The organism is Absiella sp. AM09-50, assembly GCF_003433845.1.
Classification (GTDB): Bacteria; Bacillota_I; Bacilli_A; order Erysipelotrichales; family Erysipelotrichaceae; genus Hoskinsella; species Hoskinsella hominis.
Map to the genome: position 1 here is coordinate 1 of NZ_QVFI01000014.1, position 18,431 is coordinate 18,431.

Consider the following 18,431-nt stretch of genomic DNA (forward strand, 5'->3'; position numbering starts at 1 on the left):
AAATCAAAGGCTAATTCCTCTTTTTTTTGCGTTTTTTCTGATATATAGATAGATTTATGGCATTATGAAAACAACATTTTGATTCTTGATAAAAATTAGACTAATACGTGCTTTTATAAGACATTGAAGAAGGCGTTGTTGTTCGCTTTCGTTCATAGGCACGTCCTTTTTTAATCCATACTAAATTGCCTGCTATATTATCCTTTATTACTGATAATGCATAATCATTTGTATCTTCATCCATGCTGATTAATGCCCTTATAAATAACTTCTTCATAATTCCTATTGCTTTATTGAAATTTCGCTTTAGTATGTATTCTCCCTCCTGTTTCTGTTCTATCGCTACTTGATCATTCGCATACAAGATTTCTAATGATATGATATTATATAGCCAGATATCTGCGTATATATCCTGATAAATAAGTGTTGATTTGTATCCACTGAAATTCTCCAGTTTCATCCTGTTTTTTAATCTGTTATAAGATGTTTCAATCCTCCAACGTAAATGATATAGTTCTTTTAAATCATCCTTACTATATTCATCTTCTGGTAAGTTTGACATTAGTAATTCAACGATATCTTGGTCGTCTTTGTCCTGTCCTATAATCAATTTAGTGAATCGTAGGGTATACGTGGTATTCATCAGATGCTGTCGAAACTGAATGTCATCTCGATATTGATTCGTACTTTCTCTATCAAAGGTAATGTGTATGACCTTGTCTTCTCCCGCCTTTATTTGATTTGTATATGCTTTCAAAAAACTACTAGGTAATCTGAATACGAAATATTGCTTACTGTTTATCAGTTGATCTACAAGTCTCATAGATGGATATCCTCTATCCAAGGTGAAAATGGCACTATCAATGAAGTTTTCGCAGTATGTTGTGATATGCTTCGAAGCGAAATACTTCTCACTTGATGAACATGGACCAAACTTTACATCAAGAAACGTATCGTTCAAACAATCATGAAGGGTAGATAAAAGACCACTAACAGGTTTGGAATCAAAATCTTTGGATGTAGGCTTCGCATTTATACGACCAAAGATGGCTTCATTCTCTTTTGTATTAGGTAGGATGATCTTGGAACCATCAACGGATAGTACTAGATGGTTTTTCCATTTTTTCATTTCATCGGCATTGTTGTCATAAAAATTGGCAATAAACTCATTGCTCATGACACGCAATGCCTCAGGATTGAATTTTTTTCTGGCAAGGTAAAAGCCAGTTTCTGTTATTGTTTGTTTTTTATTGAGGTCATCGTAAAAGTTCATAATATCACTCCATTGTGAGCACCCTTTTCGATCAAACATTTGATAAATAATATCAAGAACAGATAGTTTCCGTAATCTGGTAAAAGAATCAGGATTATCGCCTTTGATAAGTTCTAAAAAATGCAGGGATGCATCGGGTAGATAATCATGTACGGCATGAATAGCACTATCTACCATATAAGTTACCTCCATTATAACCTAAAACCAGGCTTAGCGAATAGTAAATAAAGAATAGAAACAAAGAAAAAAAGAATATACATGAGAATGAAACATGAATCGTATTCAAATGAAAAGTGTCAAATGAATTCTGTTTATAAATGAATAACATAAATGAAGTCCTCCTTTGTGTGCATTCACTTATAAACAAAGCCGCGTAAGCGGCCAAATTTTGATTCTTTTGTCAATAGTGAAAAATAAAAAGTGGTACCTAGTGGGAAATTCACTAGATATCACTTTTCATTGTTGTCAATGCCCTTAACTTATTGGCATTGGAAATGAACAAATCTTCTCTTTTTTACGATGCATTTTTCTGTTTCTTTTCTTCTACCAGTTCTTCATGGTAAAAATAATTGATATGTGGAATCTTATGTTCCATACAATAATCATGAATATCCTTCGCAAGACTTTGCCAATAAGATTTATCTTTTTTGTGATAGATTTGATCATATAAATCCATATATTGAGGGTAATCTGTTTTTATGATATCCAAAATTTCCTTCTTATAGGTTCCTCTCAAATTTAAATTTTCAAACCAGAAACAATCAACGAAATCCCTGCTTTTCTCTATGATGCCTTTCCAATCTGTCAACATGGGAAAAATTGGCGACATAAATAAAATGGTATAAATTCCATGTTCATGTAGTTGTTTTAAAGTAGAAAAACGATCCTCTATCGTACTAGCATGATCCATTTTCCTTCTAAAATCTTCATCTAATGTATTGATAGACATGGATACAGTACAATGTTTACATTTCGTTAAAAGATCAATATCCCTTAAAATCAGTTTTGATTTCGTAGAGATATTTAACGTGCAATCAACATCCCTTAGTTGTTTTAAAATTGAGCGGGTCTTTTCATATTGTTCTTCGATAGGCTGATAACAATCCGTCACGGATGATAGAAACACGGTTTTCCCTATCAGCTTTTTGGTATTCATTAATTTATCGCAATGCTTTACATCCACAAAACTTCCCCACGGCTCTTTATGTCCGCTAAATCTTTTCATAAAACTAGCATAACAATAACGACAGCCATGTGCACAGCCTGTATAAGGATTAATCACATAATCACTATCAGGAAGATTAGATTTCGTTAACAAATCTTTGACCTGAATTTCTTTTACAATTATCTCATTCATCTTTTTCTTTACCCATCATGGAATCTGCGGAAATTAGCCTTCCCCTACCTTCTACCTTCACAACATTTTCCAGTTCTTTTAAAGCATCTTTCGCAATCCATTGCTGGGGCTTACTGCCCTCTTTTAACTCATGTGCCAGCAAAATAGCCTTTTCATTTTCTGTGAAATCCTTCTTTCCAATCTCACGTAATGCCCATGAGGCAGCTTTCTTTACATGATCTCGATCATCATCACTATAATTTTTTACCATATCCAAATACTCATCTATGGTATCTTCTGTGATTTTCTTATTATGAATAACATCTGCGACCATTAAGGTAAAAGCACCGCGTTTTTTATATGTATCATTGGATATGATCCATTCATTGATCAGCTCTGTGAACCCTTTGATTTTCACAATCAGATTCTTACATAAATGATCGCATAAATCCCAGGATATCACATCATCCATTAACTTAGCAGCTTCCTTGATGGTTAATGTCTTTTTATCAAATAAAAGCACTGCCAGTAATCTTGCCTCATGATATCCACTTTCCCATAATGCATATGCCAATGCATTTGATTTTTCAATGGTTTTCGCTAACTTGCGAACTTCTCCTGTTGATACGCCAATGCTATTTGCTTCCGGAATACCCATTTTCACAACATTAGCCTTATATTTTTCATTAGACATACCCTGTAACTGCGTTATTATTTCTTGTACTTCCATTTTCCTCACTCACTTTCCCAAATATTTGTAGTATCATTATACCATAAAAAAACAGGATATATGAACTTCTATCCTGTTATAGTAATGTAATATGGTGTTCTTCACAGACTTTCACCATTTCATCATCCCACTGGCTTACCTGTACTTCACCAATGTGTGCTTTGTTCAATAGAATCAAACAGATACGGCTTTGACCAATTCCTCCACCAATGGTTAATGGCAATTCATCGTTCATCAGCATTTGATGAAATGGGAGTTGTAAACGTTCTTCACAACCAGCTTTTTTCAACTGTTCCTGTAATGATTGTTTATTTACACGAATGCCCATACTACTGATTTCAATAGGGCAATCCAGAATTGGATAATATAATAAAATATCACCATTTAATGCCCAGTCATCATAATCCGGTGCACGACCATCATGTTTTTGACCACTTTTTAATACATCACCAATCTGCATGATAAATACTGTTTTATATTGCTTGGTAATTTCATATTCTCTTTGTTTCGGTGTTAAATCAGGATAACGGTCTTCCAATTCTTGAGAAGTGATAAAATAAACATCTTCCTGAATAAAAGGCTCTAGATTTTCAAATACAATATCCAGTTCTTTTTCCGTTTCCTTTAACGCTTTCATAATATTACGAACTGTCATTTTCAAAAATTCAACATTACGGCTTTTTTCATCAATGATTTTTTCCCAGTCCCACTGATCCACATACGTAGAATGAAGATTATCCAAGACCTCATCACGTCGTATTGCATTCATATCGGTATAGATACCTTTTCCAATATTCATGTTATAGCGTTTTAACGCCATACGTTTCCATTTTGCCAAAGAATGTACGATTTCAATATCTTCATCTTTGATTTCTTTTATATCAAAATCAACTGGGCGTTCAATCCCATTTAAATCATCATTTAAACCACTGCTTTTTCTTACATAAAGCGGTGCACTGATACGCATCAGATTCAAATGATGCGCCAGTCTTCTTTCAAATAAATCCTTGACATATTTAATCGCTATCTCTGTGGATATGATATCCAACTTGTTTTCATAATATTTTGGTATCAATAAATCTTTTGCGGCCATATCATCTCTCCTCACTATACAGCCTCTATTATACCGTATTTTGTTTCTAAAATATATCTTTTTTTGAAAATATTTTCGTAATAATTTTCATTTTTTATCATTCTATAGATTTTATTTCATAAATTTTTAAACTAAGGAAGTATGAAAGAATAAATAATACTAGGGATATCGCTAAAAATACGTAAACATACATATTTAAATCTGTATATTGAAAAGAAATCGTTGTGTATTTAATAATCAAAGCACCACCACCAAAGATTAAAAACATCAAAATCATACACGTAAGCATCGCCATTTCCAGTTTTTCTCCTTTATAATAATAAATACTTGGAAAAAACAATGAAGCATAAAATAATGGCATAAGTAAGGCAATCGCCATTCCTAATTGCAAAGTAAAGTGATGATTTGTTTGTGAAAAATTTGTTATATTCATATAAACAACACCAAATACAAAGGAAAATAATGCACCTATACCCATTAATATAGCAAATGTCAGATATCTTGCGAATACAACATTTTTTGCAGATATTGGTAATGTCATACATTTTTTATTCCATTTTAAAGCTGCATCACATTGAAAACTTCCCGTGATTGAAAATGCAAAGAATACAGGTAAACTAATCACCATAATCATTCCATAGTTAAAAAAGATTGCGACCACCATAATAAAGATAGATGATAATATAATTGACCTTAAGGAAGCTTTTAAATTGATAAAATCCCGATATAATAGCCCTAACATACTTTTCTTTCTCCTTTCGCATACAGCAACATGATATCATCAATACTTGGCTTATCCATAATGATATCCTTATATTTCTTTTCCATTTTGTTCTTATGATCTACCAAAATATCAACTGAATAATCATGTTCTAATTTAGCAATAATATCTTCTTCATCAATCAATGAAGCTTGGTTTTTGCTACAACGCATAATACCAAAGTTCTCTAATAATTCATCTTTAGATTTACTAAAGATCACACTGCCTTCATGAATATAAGTGATGTAATCAGCAATTTTTTCTATATCTGTAGAGATATGTGAGGACAACAAGATAGAATGATGTTCATCTTGTACAAAATCAAGAAAAATATCTAATATTTCATCTCTTGTGACAGGATCTAAACCACTCGTTGGTTCATCCAATATTAATAACTTCGCCTCATGCGATAATGCCATGGCAATCGCTAATTTCATATGCATGCCTCTTGAAAAATCTTTAATCAACTTATCTTCTGGCAATGCAAATCGTGAATGACACATTTCAAAAAATTCATCTGCATGCCAGTTTTTATAAATTTTTAGCATCATCTTATTTATTTGTTGGATATTCATAGTATCAAAATAATTATTTTCATCAAATACAACGCCGATGTCATCTTTTAAAACAGGATCTGTATGTTTTCTACCCAGCACTTCGATTTCACCATCATCCAGTTTTAATAAATTTAAAATGCATTGAATCGTGGTTGTTTTTCCAGCACCATTTTCACCAACAAACCCCATAATCGTTCCTTCTGGTACTTCCATATGTATGTTTTGTAATGTGAATTGAGGGAATATTTTATTCACATTTTTTATAATCAAACTTTGTTCCATCTTTGTGAATCCTCCTTGTCTATTTCAGCGATATCAATTAGATAATCATTCATCATCTTGATAAAACATCGTCAATAGCTCTATCATTTTTTCTAATGAAACAGCACTGCTTCTTCCTAAATCTGCAGCATCCATAAGCTTTTGTTCGATCTGGCGTAAGTGTTCCTCTTGGATAAAGTCCTTGTTTTGCGCAGCAACAAAGGTTCCTTTTCCAGTTACCGTTTCAATAAAGCCATCTCTTTGTAATTCTTCATAAGCTTTTTGGCCAGTGATTACACTGATATGTAATGATTTTGCCAGCGCGCGCATGGATGGCAGCATTTCTCCGGATTGCAATTCTCCACTCATAATCATTGCTTTTATCTGTGAAATAATCTGTTCATAAATAGGCTTACTACTGTTATTACTGATAATGATATCCACATCATCACTCCTTCCATTAGAAAAGTGTAATATAGTGTACTTATTGTACAAGTACACTATATTACACTTCATAAGATATGTCAATCTCCAATCATGATTTTTCTAAAAAATTCGCTCAAACTATATATCTACATTTCATCAATTTCAATTTTATATTTCAATTTTGATCCTTTTTTTATTTTAGATGAAATCAACTTATCCAGCTTACATACAGCTTCATTTTCATCATTACTATTAAACCAATATATCCAATTATCCTCTAAATCTGCTTCATTACTTGTGGAATCAAAAGATATATTTTGAATCTGATCTGTTATAAAATCTATTACATCCACATCGATCATTAATTCTTTTTCTACATCTAAATCATGATTGCCATAATCAAAAAAACATAGTTTAATCATCTTTACCTCCTGCCCTATTCACATTATTTAATTTAACATGATGTGAATATATTTTCAATCTATTTATATTTTCGATAAATAAACAGGTGTTCTATTTTCTCTTTTTGAAAACCATTGTGCTCCAATACTTTCTGACTAGCAATATTTTTTTGATCTACCATTGCATATATACAAAAAACAGGCAATTTATCAAATGCTTCCTTGCATAGTAAAGATACTGCTTTACTCATAATCCCCTTTCTCCAATATTTGACTCCAAGCCAATATGAAAGCTCTGCAGAATGTTCATTCTTCACCTGTGCGCTGATAAAACCCGCAACGTTTCCATCTACGATTACAGCACGATATAAAAAGCGTTTCGGATCTGCATTTTGATAAAAGTAAATCGTACTCATTGCATTTAAAAATGTATCTGGATAAAAATATCGAAATAATCGTTCTTTTGACAAATATGGATGTTTTGATAAAGAATGTAAAGCAAACGCATCTTCCTCATTCCACTCTCTAATTTCAACAAACATAAAAACACCGCCCTTTTCTTATAAGTATGCACAATTATCCATTTTGATATACAAAATAGGTATTCGCATATTCTTAATATTTTTTAGCGCATAGCTTAAGTAACGGTGAAAAATTATTGAGAACAATCATGAAAGCCAAAAATGAGTTAATATAAAACCGTAAAAAACGAAAGAGGAAGATTCATGATAATAATTGATTCTTCCTCTTTTATTAACACCCTTTTCTATAAGTATTAGAAATCACTTATAATATAGAGTTTCATATAGCTTGACTATCCTTTTAAATCGCAATAAACAAGATATAAATAATTAATGAAAAAACATAGGATACCTATCAAAGCCAACATGCCAAATGTTGATAACTGCGACACGTATTGTGTTTCACTATATAACTTTTCTAATTGATAAATATTTATCAGATTGGCATGTTCACTTAAACCAGCAAAGACCATCGCAATCAATAGTGTAAAAATTACCAGCAAACTCAATTCGGTTTTCTTCGCAAAAAATGAAACAGTATGGATTACAATCTCTAATATGCTAATATACAGAATCTGGCGTAATAGAAATTTTATCAGCAGTGATGAAGTTGTTACATATGTAAACACCTGATCAGCGGATGTTTGTACACCATGCAGCATTGTTTGATTCACTGCTACAATGATTGGTTCCCCAACTCCATATTGAATATATGCACATGTAGCAAGGGTCACAATCATCAAGAAGAATAGACCAAGACTCATGATGATCTGCACAAGTAATTTAGATATATAAATACTTTTTCTTTGATATGGTTGAATGAACGCCAACCGATATGTTTGATTTTCAAATTCCGATGACCAGATGTTAAAATTCACAATACACAAGATAAACAGAATCAGAAAAATCGTCGCATCAGAGCCAGAAAATATTTTATATAAGACATAATTGACATCTGGCACATTCTTGACCACTTTCTCTTTGATATGCTGTTGTTCATAACTTTCCCGTAATTTTATGCGATTATTTAAATCTTCAGGTGTATTACGATAAATCTGCATATTCATTGGTTCTATTCGATTTTCTTCTAAACGTAAAAGGTTTTCATCCCGCTGCTTTTCCAAAGATAACAATTCCTCATCAAATCGTCCATCTGTATTATTGTTCCATAGATTCATTTCTTTTGCTAATAATTGATATTCTTTATCATATATATCATATGCTATCTTTAAATCTTCACTATCATCTATTTTCATATTCATTCCATAAATTCTCATCACCGAGCTTACATCTGTATATTCATTTTTTAAATTTACGTATTCTTTTTCATAATATGAGAGATAGCTTTGATGGTAATAAAATTCATAAAACAATACGCAACAGCCCATCAGACATAAGAATGCACAGATTTTTTTTCTTGTAAACCACCTTCGACACTCATTTTTTATTAACTGTTTCATACGCTATTTCTCCGCATTTCGATATAAATTTTTATAATACTGTTCCAAATGGTCTGCACTATTCACTTCTATGATATCAATATTTTCACTTACAACAGCCTTAAAGAATGCATTCAATATCTGTGGAGTATCAAAACGAATGGATACATGTGTACCTTCTTCTCTTATTTCTAAATTCATTTTTTTACATACTTGTCTTGCTTTTTCAATAGGTTGTAATTGAAATGTATAATATTGCATTTGTTGTAAAGCTTCAGTAGTAATAGAATTCACGATTCTGCCATCTTTTATAAACACGATACGATCACATATCTTTTCTACCTCATTTAATTGGTGAGAAGATAATAAGATACTTGTATTTCGTTTTCTTAAATCCAATAGTTTTTCTCTAAACTCAAACGTCGCCTGTGGATCTAATCCATTTAATGGTTCATCCAACAATAGCAGTTTGGGAGAACCAATCAATGTCAATGATAGCATTAAACGTTGCTTCATTCCCATTGAATATGTACGTACTGGTCTTTTTAAAGCTTCCTTTTTTAATCCACTTAATTCATATAACTCCTGTAGATTTTCTTTTTTCTCTTTTCTCCAATTTGCCACCATCGAAAAATGATCATATCCATTTAAGTCTGGAAATAAAGCAGGTGCCTCAATACTTGCTCCTAAATACCGCAAAGCTTCCACATGGTGATCATACATATCTTTTCCCATAATATATACCATATCTTTAGGAACTTTGAATAAACCTGTTATACATTTCATGGTAGTAGATTTACCTGCTCCATTTGGCCCCACAAAACCTACGATTTCATTTTCAAATACTGAAAATGAAATATCATGCAAAATTTCAGTTTTCCCAATCTTTTTTTTCAGCTTTTTTACTTCTAATATAGTTTCCATCTCATTTTTCTCCTTATTCAATACTGCATTTATCTGAAATGATTTTATTAAACACAATCAATACCAGCCATGTTGCTATTAAAATCAAAATCGCATGTAAATAAGTAATCGTAGCTCCTCCACCAAGTATCTTGAATCCATTTTCCATACTAAATGGATTTATTGACAACGCATGTGGATAGAACAATTGTGAAACAAATAAATATCCTACCAATACAGAACCTGTCATAATGATATAAGGAACCTTTCGCAACCAGAAAGTAATACTTACTGTGACTGTAATAAATGTTATTATTTTCATAGTTAACAATAATACAGCTAAGCTCATATTATTTAAAAAAGTTGTCATTTGTACTTCTGATGGTATTGACACTTCAAGTGTTTGTCCAAGATTCTCTTTTGTCGGAAGATAAGACAATCCGACATAATTTATTACATCGCCATGATCAAATAATTGAAAGCCTGTTAATCCATCTTTATACATGAATACTGGTTGTCGCAATCCATCAAAACCATATTGAACCCCTAGTAATAAAACAGGTATCAATAAAGACAATACAATAATAAGCAAATAAGTTAGAGCTATCATCATGACCTGTTTCATCACGATTCGAAATAAAGAAGTTGGTTGAATACACATCAGATACAAACGATGATCTTTTCTTAGCATCATCACACAGGAAATCGTATATAACATGCCAATCATCACAATGACTGTTTCTGCGTAACTCTGATCTCCTAAATGATAAATCAGATAGCTCCAAGGATTTATATCTTTTTCTGTTACTTCCACCATATCTTGATCTAACATTTTAAAATAATACTCTAATTTCTGACAATTAGCTTTATATTGAATATCCTTTGTTGCGACACCACCAAGTTTTGATAATCTTTTGGTATCAAAGCCAAAAGCCTCCTCATTGATAAAATCTTTATGATTTTCTATTTCTAATGAGTATTTTTCTTGATAATAAGGATAAACTGTATTTCCATCTGCATAAAGATTGATTTCCAACAAAGTTTCTAATATATTTAATTTTAATATAATTTTTTTATAATCTTTTAAAGTTTTATCCTCATCCATTTGATCGTAGGCTTGATGATGGAAATTAGCTAAAGCCAAATTATTCTTATAAAGAATTTCAAATACCTCTTTGTATTTTGGAGAATCTGTTGATTCTACATATGATGTCAATCCCATATAAAATAATTCTAAATCCTTCATTTCCTGTTTGATCGATTCTTTTGTGACAACATCTTCTCTAGTTACAAAATTGTATAATTGAAACATATTGAACATCAACAAAATGATAAAACAAAAGACTGTCGTTTTTGTCTTTAAAATGTATTTCATTTCTTCTCTCATAATCAATATCCTTTCTTTTAGACTTTTTAGCTAAACGATGATATAAATTTAAAAATCACTCAATACTATCTTGTATTCCTACTACTCCTTGTTTTGTAATGCTCATTATAATTTAGTGATAGATTGAGATATTTTTCTAAAGAAAGATAATAGCTAGCTTTCTGATACCTTTAGTATACTATATTAACATAAATTATACTATATGAAATTATCAAATACAGGAATCATAGTTTATATTAATAAGTGCCTTATTTAATAGAAAGTCTCAAAAAAAGAGCTTTACTAAACATCTTGCTTAGCAAATGCCCTATCTTTTTTGTTAACTGATTCTTTATAGTATAAAGTACTTTATTGAAAAAAACGATGTTGATATTTCAAAAATTATTAAACAAAGTTTTCTTAATTCAAAATATATAATACAAGCATTTCAAGATAAAAATACAAAATGAAAAAATGATTATCAATATGTCTTGAGAAATACTTCCTAAAAATCTATTTAATATGAAAAATACAGAAATGATAATTGAAAAATATAAAAGGGTTATTCCTAATAAAATTTCGCCACAAGCTATATAATTTAAAATGCATTGTGAAATACCTAGTAAAACGAAACAATATAATATTTTTTTCAATAACAATGTATAATAATAATCTTTACTTGATCTGATTACTATTTCATTATACATTTTCACATAGTAGTATATATTGTCAATCAAGAAATAACCATTTGCCAATATAAGAGTTAATGTGAAGACCAATTCAATCATTCTTTTCGGAACAAAATAAACCATAAGAATATAGTTATCTCTGTTGAAATAAAAAACAAATATTAGCGTAATAAATATGGCGGTTATTATAAATCTATACTTTAATATTTGTCTTTTCAATTAGATGTCCTTCTTCCATATCATACAATTTATTAAAATTTATATTTGAAACACCATCATGTGCGCATATTATACATGTTTTTCCCATTTTATTCAATTCAGAGATTAGTTTGTCAAATGATTTCATACTAGCTTTATCAAGACCTCTAGTTGGTTCATCAAATAATATAAAATCCTGATCTTCCATTACTGCTTGAATAATACCTAATTTTTGACGCATTCCAATACTATATTTTTTAACTATAGTTTTATCCTCAATATCAAGTTGAAAATCTTTAAATAATGAAGAAACCAGTTCTTTATCAAAACTTCCTGTTAATTCCATTAGGAACTTCATATTATATAGAGCTGATTCATTCTCAATAAAATTAGGATTTTCAATAAAAGCTCCAATTTTGAGCGGTTTTTCAAAAATTATAGAGCCTTTCTCATAAGACATTAGCCCAGATATAATTTTTAAAAGTGTTGATTTCCCACATCCATTAATGCCTTGTATTAAAATCAAATCACCCTTATCTATACAAAAGTCTAAATTCTTTATCACCTGTTTATCCTTGAATTTCTTTGACAATCCTTTAATTTCAATTAACATTTTACTTCCTCCTTTTTTATATTTGAAAAAATAATATCGGAACAATTACATAATGGAATACAATATTAAATATAAAAGGCACTATAATATAAAGAGTACTTTTTTGTTCTATGATCATATAATTAAAGAATACTTCATATAAAGAGAAGATCACTAAATTAAGAATAATAAAGACGAAATATGTAGAAACTATAGAAAGGGTATTTATGAATAATAAAGAAAGAAAAATATATGTTGTGAAAAAATATAATGTCAGACCTTTGAAAGACATCTTATAAAGTTGAAAATAAAAATTGTTCTTTCCTATTCTAATTAAAACCATATCTCTAACATTCTTTAATACACCCATTTTCTTTACTTGTAATAAGAGAAATGCATTATTTACCAAAATAGTTATAGTGTTATTCGTTATTAACCATTGATCGATTGGCGTGGTATAATTACTTTCTATAAAATATCGCCTAAAATAAAGTTGTATCAAAGATAGAAAGAATAACAAGAAATAAGGCGATTTAAATAATCTTCTATATAAACTAACCATTTTTAAGCTTCTTTCTAATAAATACATTCAGTAATAAGCTAGTCGCTAATGGATATATGATTGAAAATCCTATCATTGAAACAAAAAGCCATAAGACCATAATTCCTCTAAATATATATTTGTTTTTTATAAAGTATATAATTGAGAACCAAAAGCAGCTAAATACACCTGTTCCTATAGAAGAAGTGATTATATACGCTAGTAAATTTACTAAGGCTTTATCACCAAATATTGCATGTGTTGATACTGAAGAAGTGAAATTTATATTAGATTTTAAAAAATGTATTTCTAAAACGAATACAATCTCAACTATAATTCTAAGTAAAAAAGTCAAAATCAATATTTGAAGAATAGCTCGTAAATAATATTTCTTATATCCTATTCTTAATAAACAAAGATTATCGTGTTTATTATGATAATCATCATAATAATAAATCAATAGCAATGATGGAATAAGTATTATCAAAAAAATTGTATAAAATATTTCTCTACTAGAATTTTGAATTGAGAAATAGATATTATAACCTAAATTAGGTTCTGTAGGAACGTCCGCCAACATTAATAATATATTTTGAATAATTATAATAACTAAGGCAAGGAGTAGACCTCGCTTTACTATCTGTTTATATTCAACTTTCATTTATAAATCGCCTCCTTTTATATGAAAGGAAGCAAAACATAGTAGCATTACTTCCATGATGATATACATTACCCTTATGAATTACATAAATGTAAGCAAATCCAGTATCCAGTAGTATCTGTTTTTCAGATCATGCTTACAAATGAAATACATAACAGGTAAACTAACATCAAAGCCACAGCAATGGTAAGTAATACCTTAATTCTTCACATTTTTGCATACTGCATGTAATGTACATGAAATTCTACTAAGTTCGCTTTCATTAAACAAATGAGCATCCTTTGTTTATGGTCATAGTATATAATATGTAAATAGAACAATCAATACAGGTCTAATAAAAGCAGTTAACTCATTTTTGAAATTTTTTTTATATTTGATGAATAATATTCTTTATTTGATTTACGCCTCATATAATTTGATTTTTTCTTTTAAATATTTATTAGAAAGCTTGTATTTTCCAATTTCTTCATAATACTCTATTAATTCATCTAAAACAAATACCCTCAAATCTACATCATATTTTAAATTGTCATTAGAATGAGTTTCCAAAAGAAGATGTAAATATTCTTCATTCTGTTTTTCGTTATTTATTTTCATATGTAATATTTTAGTTTGCTGTTTAAAAAGAATTGTCTTTATATTATTAATATTACTTTCATAATACTCATTAAAATCTTTTTTGTTAGATAATTCATAATAAACATATAGTCTCATAAATATAACATTATCATTTACTATATTAATTTCATCTAATATATGTAAAGCTTCTTCATATTTTTTTAAACTAATGTTCGATTGTGCCAAATTAATAAGGAGTGTTTTTTTAAAATTCTCATTTAACTGATAATTATTCAATATTTCTTTTAGAACTTTTTCAGCTCTTTCCAATTCTCCACATCTCCCTAATATTATAGCTTCTTGTGCTTGCGAATATATTATGCGTTTAAAATTCCCATCACATTTAAATCTCAATATTGATTTTTGAATATTAAGTAAAGCAATTGCTACACTGTTTTTTAATGATTGTGTTATTGATAATTGATAATATGTTATTCCTGTTATATCCTTAAATTCACCAAATTTTAAAGATTCTAATAAAAAAGATTCACTTTTATCACAATTTGATTTTTGTCTATAGTATATACCTACAAAAGTATAGCATATACTTCTGTCTTTTATCTCAAATATATTAATGTTATCTAACAATGATTTCATTAAATAATCTAATTCACTATCTGTTTGGTTATTCATGGAAACATTATAGACAAATTTACTTAGGCAATAACGTGGAAATGCTTTATATGATTTATAATCTTCTTCTTCGTTTCTCATTTTGCTATATAAAGCATCTCTTTGCTCTTGTAAATTATAAAATATATAGTGCAATAAATCATCTACATCTTGCTGCAAGCATAAACCTTTTTCTAGATAATTTTGATAATTTAAATTTAAACAAGTAAAAATAGCGTCAATAGTATTATTTAATTTTTCTGATGGTATTACTCTGCCACTTTCTATTTGACTCAGGTAAGAGCGACTAAAGTTACATTTATAAGCTAATTGGCTGATATTCAAATTACGTCTTTCTCTTTGCAATTTTATATATTTTCCTAAATATACTAAATCTTCCATTTTCAAATCCTCCTATTCTAGAATTATAATTTCCTGTATTTATGAATATATTTGTCGATTCTAAGAAATATTAGATCTACACCATTCTGATATATCTTCCACATTTTTCATAATATTTATCATAATACCATTTATGGTTAAATTTATTCATTATTTTACTTCATTATAACAGAATAAAAATAGTTTTTGTATCAGTTTTTAGAAAGTCAAGCTGAATACAAAAATACTATATAACGTTTGAAATTATACTATATACAAAACAGGTTATTGCATATACTTTAAAATTGTATATACATAACCTGTAATGGAGGTGAAATCATGTGTGATTTTAATAACATATACGATGATGATATATGTTGTGGCTGTTATTACTACAGGGGGCCAAAAGGCGATAAAGGTGATACTGGACCTACGGGACCAAGTGGAAGTACTGGAGCGACTGGACCTACTGGAAATACTGGAATTACAGGCGCTACGGGTGCGACAGGCAGTATTGGAATCACCGGAGCAACAGGTCCAACTGGTGCCACTGGAAATTCAGGAATCACTGGTGCGACCGGGCCTACTGGCCAGGATGGAATTCCTGGACCAACAGGTAATACTGGATTAGCAGGTGCGACTGGACCTACAGGAAACACTGGAATTACTGGTGCTACTGGCCCTACTGGAAATACCGGAGTTACAGGACCAACTGGACCAACTGGAAATACCGGAGTTACAGGACCAACTGGACCAGAAGCTGTTAGTATAGGATGTGTATGTGTTCAACAAATGCGAAATGTCATTGAACAGTTAATTACCTTATATCCTACAGATAACGTTGTTGTTTCTATGGAAAGTGGCAATAATGCAAGCGGTCGTTTAGGTTCATTATTGCCTGCACCAAATAGCAATCCAAATGCTGGTTTATTACAATTAGTCAATGCCCAGGGTGTTCCACAGGAAGCAATATCGCTATGTCGTATTGCGGCAATCAGAATAACGAGTGCCACATACAATGAGGCGATTTCGTATTTACCAGCACCATCCCCACTTCCTACAAGCTGCGATGCAAACTGTGAGTCTGCTGTGCAATCATATCTACCAGTAAATACAACGAATGTATCTATTAATGCAGGTGGTCAGACTGTTGGACAGGGCACAGTTCATGTAAATGCATTTGGTATGGTCGTACTGGTATCCAATGGAAATTCCGATCCTACCTTTGTTTCCACATGTAAAACAGAAATTATCACAAAATAAAAAAATAGAGGCATATGTAAATAAACATTGCCTCTATTTCATTTGTTTAAGGTTTTACCTTTACACAGACACCATCTGGTCCCGGTGTATTATTTAAGTATTCAGCGATTGCAGCTTTCTGATCTGGTTTACATGGTTTACAAGTACCAACGACACTGATTTCACCATTTACCAAAGCTTCAGCAAGTCCGCTACATCCAGCATAACCACAGCTACCACAGTTGTAGTTAGGAAGCATGCTTGATACTTTTTCAATACGTTCATCAACTTCAACACTTAAAAACTTATCAGCGATACCTAATCCCAGTCCAAGAATTGCTCCTAGAACAAGCATCATCGCAATCGCAGTAATTACTGTTTCCATGGATTCCTTGCCCCTTTCTTATTCATCATGTGCAGGGTTGTTACAGCAGGATAGGTCATGACAGCCATTGCACTCTGCTTTTAAATTTTCGCATCCTTTAGGTAAAGGTGTTTTATGATTTAAATAATAAACCAATGCATATAGCCCACCTAAGATACCTAAGTAAATGACAGATTTTAATATGATATCCATTTTATACCAATCCCATCAATCCAGAGAATGCCAGTGCCATGATTCCTGCTACGATCAAAGCAATTGGATTTCCTTTGAATGCTACTGGAGTATCACAAGCCTCTAAACGCTCACGAATTGTAGAGAAGATATAAAGTACCATTGTGAAACCTACTGGAATCGCAATAGAATATGTCAACATTTCAATGAAATTATATCCATTAGTAATATTGTTTAATGTTACGTTTAATACAACACAGTTTGTTGTAATCAAAGGCAGATATACACCTAACGCTTTATATAATACTGGACTTAATTTTTTAATGATCATTTCTACTAACTGAACCAAAGCGGCAATTACCAGAATGAAAGTAATCAAATCCATAAATTCTAGATGCAATGGTGTTAAAATACCATAATACAAACCATAAGTAACGATAGATGCTACAACGATAACAAAGGTAACAGCAGCACCCATACCAATAGCAGAGCTGCTCTTCTTGGAAACACCCATGAATGGACACATACCAAGGAACTGGTTTAAGACGACGTTGTTAATGAAAACAAACGTGATCAGCATAACGAATAAATTACCCCAATCCATACCTTATTTCGCCTCCTTTTCCAGTTTTTTAGCTTTATCAGCCTGATGATTCTTATAGGCAGCAAGTGCAGCTGCCAAAATAGCGAATGTACAGAAAGCACCAAATGGTTGTGAGAACATAGAAATTGTGAATTCCTCTGGAATAATACGAATAGAGAAAATATTCTGTGTTACATCAAATGGATTGTCAAATGACAAGATACCAGTTGCGATAATCTGACGAATTGCAGACATTACAATAATACTTGCAGTATAACCAAGACCCATTCCTAAACCATCTAATGCAGAATCCAGCGGTTTATTTTTGCTGGCGAATGCTTCTGCACGTCCTAAGATAATACAGTTTACAACGATTAATGGAATAAATACACCCAGTGCACTATCCAAACTTGATGCGTATGCTTTGATTAACATCTGAATAACTTTAACCAGTGTCGCAATAATTACGATATATACTGGGATACGGATTTCAGATGGTGTAATGTTACGAATCAATGAAATGATAACATTACTCATGATCAATACCAGAATAACGGCAACACCCATACCAATGGCATTGTTTAAGGTTGTCGTAATCGCTAATGTAGAACATAAACCTAAATAAAGTGAGAATACAGGATTTTCACGGATGAAACCTGCTGTAAAATTTTCTTTACGATTCATTATTCATC

The 18,431-nt window shown here is 30.8% G+C and carries 20 protein-coding genes; 1 reads left to right on the plus strand and 19 read right to left on the minus strand.

Annotation, left to right across the window (positions count from 1 at the left end):
- Positions 1 to 100: 100 nt before the first annotated feature.
- From DW114_RS12325 to DW114_RS12400, 15 genes are all read right to left on the minus strand, one after another.
- Entirely contained in the window at positions 101 to 1,450 is a 1,350-nt protein-coding gene (locus tag DW114_RS12325) for an IS4 family transposase (protein ID WP_158552255.1), read from the minus strand.
- 337 nt (positions 1,451 to 1,787) lie between these two features.
- The gene (locus tag DW114_RS12330; RefSeq protein ID WP_117454064.1) at positions 1,788 to 2,630 is read right to left on the minus strand and encodes a radical SAM protein; all 843 of its coding nucleotides are present in this window, start codon (positions 2,628 to 2,630) and stop codon (positions 1,788 to 1,790) included.
- Positions 2,623 to 3,339, minus strand: a complete 717-nt coding sequence (locus DW114_RS12335) for a DNA alkylation repair protein (RefSeq protein ID WP_117454065.1) — start codon at positions 3,337 to 3,339, stop codon at positions 2,623 to 2,625. Before DW114_RS12335 ends, DW114_RS12330 begins: the two co-directional genes overlap by 8 nt.
- 76 nt (positions 3,340 to 3,415) lie before the next feature.
- Positions 3,416 to 4,432, minus strand: a complete 1,017-nt coding sequence (asnA, locus tag DW114_RS12340; RefSeq protein ID WP_117454066.1) for an aspartate--ammonia ligase — start codon at positions 4,430 to 4,432, stop codon at positions 3,416 to 3,418.
- Positions 4,433 to 4,529: 97 nt separating this feature from the next.
- Positions 4,530 to 5,174 (minus strand): ABC-2 transporter permease, encoded by a 645-nt coding sequence (locus tag DW114_RS12345; RefSeq protein WP_117454067.1) that lies wholly within the window; start codon positions 5,172 to 5,174, stop codon positions 4,530 to 4,532.
- Positions 5,168 to 6,031 carry an ABC transporter ATP-binding protein gene (locus DW114_RS12350; protein WP_117454068.1) on the minus strand — a complete coding sequence of 288 codons (864 nt, stop codon included), beginning with the start codon at positions 6,029 to 6,031 and terminating at the stop codon, positions 5,168 to 5,170. Before DW114_RS12350 ends, DW114_RS12345 begins: the two co-directional genes overlap by 7 nt.
- 45 nt (positions 6,032 to 6,076) lie before the next feature.
- Positions 6,077 to 6,454, minus strand: a complete 378-nt coding sequence (locus tag DW114_RS12355; RefSeq protein ID WP_117454069.1) for a GntR family transcriptional regulator — start codon at positions 6,452 to 6,454, stop codon at positions 6,077 to 6,079.
- Positions 6,455 to 6,582: 128 nt separating this feature from the next.
- Positions 6,583 to 6,858, minus strand: a complete 276-nt coding sequence (locus tag DW114_RS12360; RefSeq protein ID WP_117454070.1) for a hypothetical protein — start codon at positions 6,856 to 6,858, stop codon at positions 6,583 to 6,585.
- A 59-nt stretch (positions 6,859 to 6,917) separates the two neighbouring features.
- Positions 6,918 to 7,379, minus strand: coding sequence for a GNAT family N-acetyltransferase (locus DW114_RS12365; RefSeq protein ID WP_117454071.1), 462 nt, complete (start codon positions 7,377 to 7,379; stop codon positions 6,918 to 6,920).
- A gap of 272 nt (positions 7,380 to 7,651) precedes the next feature.
- Complete coding sequence (locus tag DW114_RS12370; RefSeq protein ID WP_117454072.1) at positions 7,652 to 8,818, minus strand: ABC transporter permease; 1,167 nt, start codon at positions 8,816 to 8,818, stop codon at positions 7,652 to 7,654.
- A 3-nt stretch (positions 8,819 to 8,821) separates the two neighbouring features.
- Positions 8,822 to 9,721 carry an ABC transporter ATP-binding protein gene (locus tag DW114_RS12375; protein WP_117454073.1) on the minus strand — a complete coding sequence of 300 codons (900 nt, stop codon included), beginning with the start codon at positions 9,719 to 9,721 and terminating at the stop codon, positions 8,822 to 8,824.
- Between the two features lie 13 nt (positions 9,722 to 9,734).
- The gene (locus DW114_RS12380) at positions 9,735 to 11,087 is read right to left on the minus strand and encodes a hypothetical protein (RefSeq protein WP_117454074.1); all 1,353 of its coding nucleotides are present in this window, start codon (positions 11,085 to 11,087) and stop codon (positions 9,735 to 9,737) included.
- Between the two features lie 861 nt (positions 11,088 to 11,948).
- Positions 11,949 to 12,566 carry an ATP-binding cassette domain-containing protein gene (locus DW114_RS12385; protein WP_117454075.1) on the minus strand — a complete coding sequence of 206 codons (618 nt, stop codon included), beginning with the start codon at positions 12,564 to 12,566 and terminating at the stop codon, positions 11,949 to 11,951.
- Positions 12,567 to 13,099: 533 nt separating this feature from the next.
- Positions 13,100 to 13,747, minus strand: coding sequence for a hypothetical protein (locus DW114_RS12395; protein WP_117454077.1), 648 nt, complete (start codon positions 13,745 to 13,747; stop codon positions 13,100 to 13,102).
- Positions 13,748 to 14,146: 399 nt separating this feature from the next.
- Positions 14,147 to 15,379, minus strand: coding sequence for a helix-turn-helix domain-containing protein (locus tag DW114_RS12400; RefSeq protein WP_117454078.1), 1,233 nt, complete (start codon positions 15,377 to 15,379; stop codon positions 14,147 to 14,149).
- A 318-nt stretch (positions 15,380 to 15,697) separates the two neighbouring features.
- On the opposite strand from DW114_RS12400, the gene DW114_RS22095 reads away from it, so the two are divergent.
- Positions 15,698 to 16,621 (plus strand): collagen-like protein, encoded by a 924-nt coding sequence (locus DW114_RS22095; protein ID WP_270324846.1) that lies wholly within the window; start codon positions 15,698 to 15,700, stop codon positions 16,619 to 16,621.
- Positions 16,622 to 16,667: 46 nt separating this feature from the next.
- On the opposite strand, the gene DW114_RS12410 is transcribed toward DW114_RS22095, so the two are convergent.
- The 4 genes from DW114_RS12410 to rsxE are packed head-to-tail and all read right to left on the minus strand — an operon-like array spanning position 16,668 to position 18,423.
- Complete coding sequence (locus tag DW114_RS12410; RefSeq protein WP_117454079.1) at positions 16,668 to 16,985, minus strand: (Fe-S)-binding protein; 318 nt, start codon at positions 16,983 to 16,985, stop codon at positions 16,668 to 16,670.
- A gap of 18 nt (positions 16,986 to 17,003) precedes the next feature.
- Positions 17,004 to 17,177, minus strand: coding sequence for a hypothetical protein (locus DW114_RS21285; protein WP_158552256.1), 174 nt, complete (start codon positions 17,175 to 17,177; stop codon positions 17,004 to 17,006).
- A gap of 1 nt (position 17,178) precedes the next feature.
- The gene (locus tag DW114_RS12415) at positions 17,179 to 17,760 is read right to left on the minus strand and encodes an electron transport complex protein RnfA (RefSeq protein ID WP_117454080.1); all 582 of its coding nucleotides are present in this window, start codon (positions 17,758 to 17,760) and stop codon (positions 17,179 to 17,181) included.
- A gap of 3 nt (positions 17,761 to 17,763) precedes the next feature.
- Positions 17,764 to 18,423 (minus strand): electron transport complex subunit RsxE, encoded by a 660-nt coding sequence (gene rsxE, locus DW114_RS12420; protein WP_117454081.1) that lies wholly within the window; start codon positions 18,421 to 18,423, stop codon positions 17,764 to 17,766.
- Positions 18,424 to 18,431: the final 8 nt, after the last annotated feature.

Bases quoted from the DNA above. Each gene is read 5' to 3' on its own strand.
- DW114_RS12350 (WP_117454068.1), bottom strand. From the start codon at position 6,031: ATGGAACAAAGTTTGATTATAAAAAATGTGAATAAAATATTCCCTCAA.
- DW114_RS12415 (WP_117454080.1), bottom strand. From the start codon at position 17,760: ATGGATTGGGGTAATTTATTCGTTATGCTGATCACGTTTGTTTTCATT.
- DW114_RS12365 (WP_117454071.1), bottom strand. From the start codon at position 7,379: ATGTTTGTTGAAATTAGAGAGTGGAATGAGGAAGATGCGTTTGCTTTA.
- rsxE (WP_117454081.1), bottom strand. From the start codon at position 18,423: ATGAATCGTAAAGAAAATTTTACAGCAGGTTTCATCCGTGAAAATCCT.
- DW114_RS21285 (WP_158552256.1), bottom strand. From the start codon at position 17,177: ATGGATATCATATTAAAATCTGTCATTTACTTAGGTATCTTAGGTGGG.
- DW114_RS12325 (WP_158552255.1), bottom strand. From the start codon at position 1,450: ATGGTAGATAGTGCTATTCATGCCGTACATGATTATCTACCCGATGCA.
- DW114_RS12370 (WP_117454072.1), bottom strand. From the start codon at position 8,818: ATGAAACAGTTAATAAAAAATGAGTGTCGAAGGTGGTTTACAAGAAAA.
- DW114_RS12335 (WP_117454065.1), bottom strand. From the start codon at position 3,339: ATGGAAGTACAAGAAATAATAACGCAGTTACAGGGTATGTCTAATGAA.
- DW114_RS12375 (WP_117454073.1), bottom strand. From the start codon at position 9,721: ATGGAAACTATATTAGAAGTAAAAAAGCTGAAAAAAAAGATTGGGAAA.
- DW114_RS12385 (WP_117454075.1), bottom strand. From the start codon at position 12,566: ATGTTAATTGAAATTAAAGGATTGTCAAAGAAATTCAAGGATAAACAG.
- DW114_RS12380 (WP_117454074.1), bottom strand. From the start codon at position 11,087: ATGAGAGAAGAAATGAAATACATTTTAAAGACAAAAACGACAGTCTTT.
- asnA (WP_117454066.1), bottom strand. From the start codon at position 4,432: ATGGCCGCAAAAGATTTATTGATACCAAAATATTATGAAAACAAGTTG.
- DW114_RS12400 (WP_117454078.1), bottom strand. From the start codon at position 15,379: ATGGAAGATTTAGTATATTTAGGAAAATATATAAAATTGCAAAGAGAA.
- DW114_RS12330 (WP_117454064.1), bottom strand. From the start codon at position 2,630: ATGAATGAGATAATTGTAAAAGAAATTCAGGTCAAAGATTTGTTAACG.
- DW114_RS12395 (WP_117454077.1), bottom strand. From the start codon at position 13,747: ATGAAAGTTGAATATAAACAGATAGTAAAGCGAGGTCTACTCCTTGCC.
- DW114_RS12410 (WP_117454079.1), bottom strand. From the start codon at position 16,985: ATGGAAACAGTAATTACTGCGATTGCGATGATGCTTGTTCTAGGAGCA.
- DW114_RS12345 (WP_117454067.1), bottom strand. From the start codon at position 5,174: ATGTTAGGGCTATTATATCGGGATTTTATCAATTTAAAAGCTTCCTTA.
- DW114_RS22095 (WP_270324846.1), top strand. From the start codon at position 15,698: ATGTGTGATTTTAATAACATATACGATGATGATATATGTTGTGGCTGT.
- DW114_RS12360 (WP_117454070.1), bottom strand. From the start codon at position 6,858: ATGATTAAACTATGTTTTTTTGATTATGGCAATCATGATTTAGATGTA.